Raw genomic sequence first — 9,134 nt, 5'->3', positions numbered from 1 at the left:
GGAGTCGGGCGTACGCGTCCCGGGCGACGTGGACGACTCGGGCGTACGCGTCCCGGGCGACGTGGTCGAGTCCGGGGTGCGGGTGCCCGGTGACGTGCTTGTGTCGGGTGTGCGCGTGGTTGGTGAGGTGGTGGACTCGGGGGCGCGGGTGGTTGGGGTGGTGCTGCCGAGGTCTGTGCGGGACACCGGCGTGGTACCGGGCTGCGAGCCTGGTGCAGTTGTGCCGGGGTTCGTGTGTGACACCGGGGTGGTCGTGCCCGGGTCCGCGTGGGACAGCGGGGCAGACGGCGCGTTGGCACTCGGCGCGTCAGCCGATGGCGCGTTGATCGAGGGCGCATTCACCGACGGCGCGTTCACCGACGGGACATCGACCGAAGGGGCCGTCACCGTCGGAGCGTCGACCGACGGGGCCGTCACCGTCGGAGCGTCGACCGACGGGGCGTTCACCGACGGGGTGTCGACAGAGGCGTTGGGGGTGTCGACCGAGACGTCCGGCGAATCGACCGACGGGGCATCCACGGACGGGACGTTCACGCTCGGGACGCCTTGCATCGTGAACGTGTCGCCGACGATCGGGATCTTCGAGAGGCCGCCGACGACGTCGCTGACCTTCGGGATCTTGGTGACCGCGCCGAGTGTCATGTCGTGCAGGCCGATCCGGGCGTTCTGCAACTTGCCGGCCACGTTCGCGACCCGCGCCACCGCGTTGCTCGCGGCACCGAACTTCCCGGCCAGCGCGGCGGTCTTGACCGCACCCGCGCTACCACCGCTGGCGACGGTCGCGACGACGTTCGTGAGCGCCATGCCGAGCGCCTTGCCCGGGTTCTTCGACCACTCGTCCCAGGCGACGAAGCCCTTGAACATCTGCTCGCCCATGGTGAGGCCCATCTCGCCCCAGTCCTTGACCCAGTCGGGGCGAGTGTCCATCCCGGTGACGGCGTCGAAACCCCACCAGGCGAGCTGGATCGGGGCGGTCGCGATCTGGCCGACGAACGTCCCCAGCCCGACCCAGGCGTTGCCCGCGTCCTCCCAGGTCGGGATGTCGTACCCGAGGGTGTCCTTCGCCCAGTCGCGCAGGCCGGGGATCTCCCCCAGCAGCGGCAGCACCGGAATCAGCGTCAGGACGCTCTCGATCGTCTCACCGACGACGGTGGCAACGCCGACGACGAAATCGACCGGGAACTCGACGATGTCCTGCCAGAGCGGCTTGTCCCGCTCCTCCTCAGTGCCCCACGCCGGCGGCTCCGGTTCCTTGTCCTCGTCCGGCGGCGGTGGCGGCTCCTCGCCCTCGCGGACACCGGTCTTCGGGTCCCAGGTCTTGCCGCCGTGCAGCTTGACGATCTCGTTGGCCGCGGTGAAGCAGAGGCCGGGCAGTTCCTCCTGCATGATCCGGGTGGTGTCCTGAACCATCCGGTTGTTGTCGTCGATCATGTCCTGATCGTTTTGCCAGTCCGGGTTGCGGTTCTTGCGGCGGTGCCACTCGTACGCCTCGTCCCGGATGTCCTTCAGCTTGCCGAGCCGGCTGCGTACCTCGTCGGCGAGCGTGACCAGGTGTCCCGACATCTTCGGCAGGCTCGGGCCGAACTCGGTCAGGTTCTTCTGGATCTTCTTCGTCGAGCCGACCAGCACCTCACGCTCCGGCGCGTGGTACACGCCGGTGAGCCGCTGGAACGTGGTGTGGACGCCGTTGCCGACGTCGGTGAACCCCTGCCCGAGCTTGCTCAGTCCCGACACGTTCTCGTCGAGCGCGGAGACGACCTTGGTCAGTTCCGCGATCGGGATGCCTTCGGGTTTGATCATGTCAGTTCAGTCCTCGGTCACACACGGGGTCGACGATTGCTCCTGGTACGGCGTTCGGCGGCGATCAGGGCTGCGGCCGGGCCGCGGCGATCGCCTGCTCGAGCGTCTGCTCGCTCGGCGCGAACGAACTGATGCCGTGGTCGGACAGCAGGAAGATCAGGTTGGCGAAACCGGGTGGCACGAAGACGAGGAACTCCTCCACCTGGTACGCCGGCCAGTCCGCGAGCTCCTCGGGGGTCGCGCCGAGGTCGGGGCCGGGCGCCTCGGCGGTCAGCCACGCCGCGAGCCGGACCCGGCCGGCCTGGGCAACGTCGTCCGGCGCCATCGCCGGCTGCTGGTCGGTCATACCGCCTTGTTCCCTCCGGTCGGCCGGGTTCCGCCCGGCGGGTTCGGGATCTCACCCTTCGCCGCGGCGCGCTGGGCGTTCAGGGCCATCTCCGACTGCCCCTCCATGTACGCCTTGACCGCGTTCTGGGCGCCGGTCAGCGACGCGCCCACCTGCTTCGCCGCGGCTTCCAGGGTCGGCGACCAGTGCTGGGCGTACTCACCGATCGCGACCGCGACGACCGTGAACACGTCGTAGTTCAGGCCCTCCACGATCGCGCCGAGGTTGGTGCCGTACGTCTTCGCGAGCCCGTCGAAGGGCTTCGCCTCGTTGACCGTGTCGGTGAGCACCTTGTTCACGCCCTCGACGTCGATGTCCCAGTCCACTGTCACTCCTCAGGTCTTCCGGGCCTCCCCCGGCCCACGACAAGCCCGGACGCACCCGGCGGCGGGGAACGTCCAGGGCTGGTGAAGCTGTGTGACCGGCGGTCAGCCGCCGATGCCGTCGACCGCGGCGGACGCCTTCTTCAGCGTCGCGGCGGCGGTCGCGTCGTTCTGCGCCAGGGTCTCCTTCAGCGAGTTGATGATCGCCAGGGTCTGGTCGGCCGCCTTGTTGAAGCGGTCCTCGACGGCGCGGTAGTTCTCGGTCACGCCGCTGGCCGACGCGTCCGACAGGGCCGCGGTCACGTTCTGCTTGTGGGTGGCGATCAGGCCCGAGATCTGGCCGGAGAGGCTGTTGATCTTCGTCTGGACCTCGCCCGAGGCGGCGGTGTCGTAGCTGTTGCGGTTTGCCATCGTCGATTCCCCTCTCAGCGCTTGCCGAACTTGGCGGCGTTGAAGTCGGCCGCGCCCTGGTTCTTCTTCGCCGTGTCGGCCATCTCGCTGTCACCGCCGCGGAAGGCGGCGTCCATGCCGGACTGGCCCTGGTTGATGGCCGCGAGACCGGCGTTCAGGTCGGCGGCGATGCCGTCCACGTTCGCCTTGAACGCGTCGAACATCTTCTTGCCGGCACCATTCATCTTGCCTTCGAGCGGCTGCGCCGCGGCGACCAGCTGTTTCACCAGGCCACCGAGGTCCTGCGTCCCGGTCGAGGTCTTCTTGGCCAGTTGGCTCAGGGTGTCCTGGCCCATGTCCCAGCGTCCGCTCACAGTCTCTCCTCCGAAGTGTGGTTGCGCCGCGACGCCACGATAGTCGCCGTACCGGGTCACTCGTCCCACCCGGACCTGCGGGTGCACCCTTTCACTCCAGGTCGAAAAGCTTGCCGCCCAAGGCACGCTGTGACGGCGAAACTTGTTGCCCCAGCCAACGTGTTTCCGGGCAGTCGGCCCCGGGCCCGAACCACGGAAACCGCGGGTCGTCGTGAGGCCGGGATCAGCCCGCCGCGCGCTTCCGCGCCGTGGTCACCTTCTTCGCCGGTGCCTTCTTGGCGGTGGACTTCACGACCGCCGACTTGGCGGCCGAGGCCTTGCCGGCCGGAGCCTTCTTCAGCGCCGCCTTGGCGACCGCCTTCTTCGCGGCGGCGCCCTGCTGCTTCGCGCTCGGCTTGGCGGCGCGCCCGTGGAGGATCTCCGCGAGGAACTGACCGGTGTACGACGCCGGGTTGGCCGCAACCTCCTCCGGCGTACCCTCGGCGACCAGCGTGCCGCCGCGCCGGCCGCCGTCCGGGCCGAGGTCGATGATCCAGTCGGCGGTCTTGATCACGTCCAGGTTGTGCTCGATCACCAGCACCGAGTTGCCCTTGTCGACCAGCCCGCCGAGGACGCCCAGCAGCTTGCGGATGTCCTCGAAGTGCAGACCGGTGGTCGGCTCGTCCAGGACGTACACCGTCCGCCCGGTCGACCGCTTCTGCAGCTCCGACGCCAGCTTCACCCGCTGCGCCTCACCACCGGACAGCGTCGGCGCCGGCTGGCCCAGCCGGACGTAGCCCAGGCCCACCTCGGTCAGGGTGGTCAGGTGCCGCGAGATCGCCGGGATGGCGGCGAAGAACTCCGACGCCTCCTCGATCGGCATGTCCAAAACGTCGGCCACCGTCTTGCCCTTGTAGTGCACCTCGAGCGTCTCCCGGTTGTACCGGGCGCCGTGGCACACCTCGCAGGGGACGTAGACGTCCGGCAGGAAGTTCATCTCGATCTTCAGCGTGCCGTCACCGGAGCAGGCCTCGCAGCGGCCGCCCTTGACGTTGAACGAGAACCGGCCCTGCTGGTACCCGCGGACCTTCGCCTCCGGGGTCTCCGCGAACAGCTTGCGGACGTGGTCCCACACGCCGGTGTACGTCGCCGGGTTGGACCGCGGGGTCCGGCCGATCGGCGACTGGTCGACGTGGATCACCTTGTCGACCAGCTCCATGCCGGAGATCTTGGTGTGCCGGCCGGGGACGGCGCGGGCGCCGTAGATCTGGCGTGCGAGCGAGGTGTAGAGGATGTCGTTGACCAGCGTCGACTTGCCCGAGCCGGACACGCCGGTGACCGCGACGAACACGCCCAGCGGGACGGTGACGTCGATGTCCTTGAGGTTGTTCTGCCGGGCGCCGTACACGGTCAGCTCGCGGCCCTCGGTGAGCGGCCGGCGGACCGGTGGGATCGGGATCTCCTTGCGGCCGGAGACGTACGCACCGGTGATCGAGTCCGGGTGGTTCTTCAGGTCCTCGACCGTGCCGGAGACGACCACCTGGCCGCCGTGCTCACCGGCCCCCGGGCCGATGTCGACGACCCAGTCGGCGTGGTCGATGGTGTCCTCGTCGTGCTCGACCACGATCAGCGTGTTGCCGAGCTCCTTCAGCCGGACCAGGGTGTCGATCAACCGCCGGTTGTCCCGCTGGTGCAGGCCGATCGACGGCTCGTCGAGCACGTACAGCACGCCGACCAGGCCGGAGCCTATCTGGGTCGCGAGCCGGATCCGCTGCGCCTCGCCACCGGACAGCGAACCCGCCGGGCGGCTGAGCGCCAGGTAGTCCAGGCCGACGTCGAGCAGGAACCGCAGCCGCTCGCCGATCTCCTTGACCACCCGCTCCGCGATCTGCTTCTCCCGCGGGGTCAGCTCCATCTGCAGCAAGAAGTCGTGCACCTCGTCGATCGACATCGCGCTGACCTCGGCGATGTTCTTCCCGCCGAGGGTGACCGCGAGCGAGATCGGCTTCAGCCGCGCGCCGTTGCAGGCCAGGCACGGTACCTCGCGCATGTACTCCTCGAAGCGCTCCCGGCTGGTGTCGCTCGACGCCTCCGCGTGCCGGCGCTCGACGTACGGGATCACACCCTCGAAGGTGGTGTAGTACGACCGCTCGCGGCCGTACCGGTTCTTGTAGGAGACGTGCACCTGCCGGTCGTGCCCGGTCAGCAGCGACTGCTTCGCCTTCGCCGGCAGCTCGCCGAACGGCGTCGTGGTCTTGATCTTGAGGTCCTTGGCCAGCGCGGCCAGCAGACGCTCGAAGTACTGCGAGACGTTCGCACCGGACCACGGCTGGATCGCGCCCTCCTCCAGCGACTTCGACGGGTCCGGGACCAGCAGCTCCGGGTCGACCTCCATCCGCGTGCCGAGGCCGCTGCACACCGGGCAGGCGCCGTACGGCGAGTTGAACGAGAACGACCGTGGCTCCAGCTCGTCGATGGCGAGGGGGTGGTCGTTGGGGCAGGCGAGCTTCTCGGAGAACCGGCGCTCGCGGTGCGGGTCGTCCGCCGGCAGGTCGACGAAGTCCAGCACGACCAGGCCACCGGCCAGGCCGAGCCCGGTCTCGATCGAGTCGGTCAGCCGCTGCTTCGCGGAGCTCTTCACCGCGAGCCGGTCGACGACGACCTCGATCGTGTGCTTCTTCTGCTTGTCCAGCTTCGGCGGGTCGATCAGCTGGATCGTCTCGCCGTCCACCCGGGCCCGGGACAGGCCCTGACCGGTCAGCTGGCGGAAGAGGTCGAGGTACTCCCCCTTGCGGCCGCGGACGACCGGGGCGAGCACCTGGAACCGGGTGCCCTCCTCCAGCTCGAGCACCCGGTCCACGATCTGCTGCGGGGTCTGCCGCGCGATCGGCTCACCGCACTCCGGGCAATGCGGGCGGCCGGCCCGGGCGAACAGCAACCGGAGGTAGTCGTAGACCTCGGTGATCGTGCCGACGGTGGAGCGCGGGTTGCGGGAGGTCGACTTCTGGTCGATCGACACGGCCGGCGACAGGCCCTCGATGAAGTCGACGTCCGGCTTGTCCATCTGGCCGAGGAACTGGCGCGCGTACGCCGACAGGGACTCGACGTACCGCCGCTGGCCCTCGGCGAAGATCGTGTCGAACGCCAGACTGGACTTACCGGAACCGGACAGGCCGGTGAAGACGATCATGGCGTCCCGCGGCAGGTCGACCGAGACGTCCTTCAGGTTGTGCTCACGCGCTCCGCGCACGATCAGACGGTCAGACACAAGCTCACTCTCAGCCGTTCTCGAGGGGTTCCGGGTGGTGCTCTGGCATGCCCGGTCATGCTAACGAGGCCCACCGACAAAAACTTCCGCCGCCGGATCGGGCACCCCGATCGAGCCCACTTCGAAAGTATATTCGATCGCGGACGGTGCTCCGGACGACCCGTCCGGACATGACCCGGCGGGGTGGTTGGTGCAAGGATCGGTCGCAGGACCGAATCCAGGAGGATGCATGGCGGAGTACCACGGCAACGTCAAGGTCGGCGGACCGGCGCAGACCCACGAGCTGGCCGAGTTGATGATCACCAAGGTGGCCGTCGGGCCGATGGACAACAACGCCTACCTGCTGCGCTGCCGCCGTACCGACGAGCAGGTCCTGATCGACGCGGCGAACGACGCTCAGACGCTGCTGAACCTGGTCGGCGACGGCGGCCTCGAGCGGGTCGTCACCACGCACCGGCACCAGGACCACTGGCAGGCGCTCGCCGAGGTGGTCGCCCGGACCAGCGCGACCACGGTCGCCGGCCGGTACGACGCCGAGGGCATCGGCGTCCCCACGGACGAGAACGTCGACGAGGGCGCCACCATCCCGGTCGGCCGGTGCACGCTGAAGGTCATCCACCTCGTCGGCCACACGCCCGGCTCGATCGCCCTCCTGTACGACGACCCGGCCGGCCCGCCCCACCTGTTCACCGGCGACTCCCTCTTCCCGGGCGGCGTCGGGAACACCGAGGGGGACGCGGAGCGCTTCACCTCGCTGATCAACGACGTCGAGGCCAAGCTCTTCGACGCACTTCCCGACGAGACGTGGGTATACCCGGGCCACGGCGCCGACACCACCCTCGGCAAGGAACGCCCGAACGTCCCCGAGTGGCGAGAACGTGGCTGGTAGAAGAGCGCGGTGAAGCTCGGTCAGGTGTTCAGTCGGCGGAAAGTAGCATCGAGAGTCGCGCCCGAGGATCATCGCGCGTTGGTCTCGATCTACCGCCGACCTGATGCGTACTACGTCCTCCGCTCGGCGAGGACGACAACAGGTCTGTGGCTTGGACGCCCGGAGCGGCCGGTCGTGCTAGACGTAGATACGTCCGCGGATTCATTGGGTCAGCAGGTCCTCAGTCTGCTGTCGCAACACGCGGAAGTCGTGCCGCACCCGCGTCAAGACGAATGGACAGAGCAAGGGCGTGCCTTCCGTGGCCCGATACTTTCGCAAGCGGGCGTCCGGAGCTGGCGGGCCTTCCTCGCTCCGGCTGATCTTGTCGACGTAAGCCGCCAGGCAAGCCTCATCAAGGTTATTCCCCTGCGCCGCGACCGAAGACGATCAGACGTCTTCAACGCCATTGACACCGAGACCACAGAGCTGACCAGTCCGCCCTCGGGTGACCTCGGCCCCGCGATCATCGCAGCGTTCAGCTCGGCCTGAACAGCAGCTCTGCCGTCTCCCCGAGCGGCCGAAACTCGCTCGGCCACCGGTACGCCGGGGTCGCCTGCGACCGCTGCGGCCCAGGACTGGAGTTATGGTCCGAGCGGAGCTCAGCGGTCGGTGAGCTCGGCCGGGAAAGCCACCACGTCGACCAGAGCGCCGTTGCGGATGGCGGTGATCTCGGTGCGGCGACTGATGGCGTCCTCGAACAGGAGCCGTTGCAGGGACTGGGCGTCCCGCAGCGGCGCGCCGTCGACGGCGAGGACGAGGTCGCCCTGGCGGAGGCCGGCCTGGGCTGCGGGGCTTCCCGCGATCACCTCGACGACGCGCAGCGCGGTGCGCTGGTCGAAGCGTTCGGCGAGCTGCGGCCGCAGCCGTGCCGGCGTCGTGACCAGCCCGAGGTAGGCACGCCGCACCCGGCCGTCGTGCAGGAGCGAGTAGATGATCCGGCGGGTGGTCGTGTTCATCGGGACCGCCAGGCCGAGGCCGATGCCGGCGACTGCCGTGTTGATGCCGATGACCCGGCCGTTGCCGTCGGCAAGTGCTCCGCCGGAGTTGCCCGGGTTCAGCGCCGCGTCGGTCTGGATCACGTCCTCGATCATCCGGGTCGCGTTCGAGGTCCGCACCGGCAGCGACCGGCCGAGCGCGCTGACCACGCCGGCGGTCACGCTCCCGGCCAGGCCGAGCGGGTTGCCGACCGCAACCACCAGGTTCCCGACCTTCAGGTGGTCCGCGTCCCCGTACTCCGGCGGGTCCGGGACCTCCCGGTCGGCCCGCAGTACGGCGAGGTCCGACAGCCGGTCCACACCGACCACGCGGGCCTGTGCCGCCGTACCGTCGGCGAACTCGGCGGTCGCCTGATCGCTGCCCCCGACCACATGCGCGTTGGTCAGCAGGTGGCCGTCCGCGGTCAGAACCACGCCCGACCCGGACGAGTCGCCTCGCCGGCTCGCGATCCGCAGGCTGGCCACCCGCGGGATCAAGTGCTCCGCCACTCCCGAGACCACCCGGGAGTAGGCGTCCAGTACGTCGTCCTCAGCCGTGTCGTCCGCCATCTCCGCCTCCCGATTACAGCATTACACCGCAAGCAAGTGGGCGACAGGGCGTGAGTCGGACCACAGAACTGACGATCGAAGGCGCAAGGCGAACCAAGCCATCGCCAACGCCGGCGCCGCGGTTCGCAGCATCTCCGGCCGTA

General features: G+C 69.1%; 8 protein-coding genes and 1 pseudogene. 2 read left to right on the top strand and 7 right to left on the bottom strand.

Annotation, left to right across the window (positions count from 1 at the left end; translation table 11 throughout):
- From E1218_RS08790 to uvrA, 6 genes and pseudogenes are all read right to left on the bottom strand, one after another.
- Positions 1-1,800: pseudogene (locus tag E1218_RS08790) on the bottom strand (hypothetical protein); the annotation flags it as partial.
- 64 nt (positions 1,801-1,864) lie between these two features.
- On the bottom strand, positions 1,865-2,146 hold the full coding sequence (locus E1218_RS08785; RefSeq protein ID WP_132318115.1) for a hypothetical protein: 282 nt from the start codon (positions 2,144-2,146) through the stop codon (positions 1,865-1,867).
- Positions 2,143-2,511 carry a DUF6507 family protein gene (locus E1218_RS08780; RefSeq protein WP_132318113.1) on the bottom strand — a complete coding sequence of 123 codons (369 nt, stop codon included), beginning with the start codon at positions 2,509-2,511 and terminating at the stop codon, positions 2,143-2,145. The genes E1218_RS08785 and E1218_RS08780 overlap by 4 nt, the downstream gene beginning before the upstream one ends.
- A gap of 102 nt (positions 2,512-2,613) precedes the next feature.
- The gene (locus tag E1218_RS08775; RefSeq protein WP_132318111.1) at positions 2,614-2,919 is read right to left on the bottom strand and encodes a hypothetical protein; all 306 of its coding nucleotides are present in this window, start codon (positions 2,917-2,919) and stop codon (positions 2,614-2,616) included.
- Positions 2,920-2,933: 14 nt separating this feature from the next.
- Entirely contained in the window at positions 2,934-3,272 is a 339-nt protein-coding gene (locus E1218_RS08770) for a hypothetical protein (RefSeq protein WP_233712106.1), read from the bottom strand.
- A 223-nt stretch (positions 3,273-3,495) separates the two neighbouring features.
- Complete coding sequence (uvrA, locus tag E1218_RS08765; RefSeq protein WP_132318109.1) at positions 3,496-6,519, bottom strand: excinuclease ABC subunit UvrA; 3,024 nt, start codon at positions 6,517-6,519, stop codon at positions 3,496-3,498.
- 229 nt (positions 6,520-6,748) lie between these two features.
- Here uvrA and E1218_RS08760 point away from each other — a divergent pair, with 229 nt between their 5' ends.
- Positions 6,749-7,408 carry an MBL fold metallo-hydrolase gene (locus E1218_RS08760; RefSeq protein WP_132318107.1) on the top strand — a complete coding sequence of 220 codons (660 nt, stop codon included), beginning with the start codon at positions 6,749-6,751 and terminating at the stop codon, positions 7,406-7,408.
- Positions 7,409-7,486: 78 nt separating this feature from the next.
- On the top strand, positions 7,487-7,936 hold the full coding sequence (locus E1218_RS08755; RefSeq protein WP_132318105.1) for a hypothetical protein: 450 nt from the start codon (positions 7,487-7,489) through the stop codon (positions 7,934-7,936).
- Positions 7,937-8,046: 110 nt separating this feature from the next.
- Here the strand turns inward: E1218_RS08755 and E1218_RS08750 are convergent, their stop codons facing one another.
- Entirely contained in the window at positions 8,047-8,991 is a 945-nt protein-coding gene (locus E1218_RS08750; protein WP_132318103.1) for a S1C family serine protease, read from the bottom strand.
- Between the last annotated feature and the right edge of the window lie 143 nt (positions 8,992-9,134).

Source organism: Kribbella turkmenica, assembly GCF_004348725.1.
Taxonomy (GTDB): domain Bacteria; phylum Actinomycetota; class Actinomycetes; order Propionibacteriales; family Kribbellaceae; genus Kribbella; species Kribbella turkmenica.
Note: the sequence above shows the minus strand (reverse complement) of the source record. Positions and strands in the feature narration are given on the sequence as shown.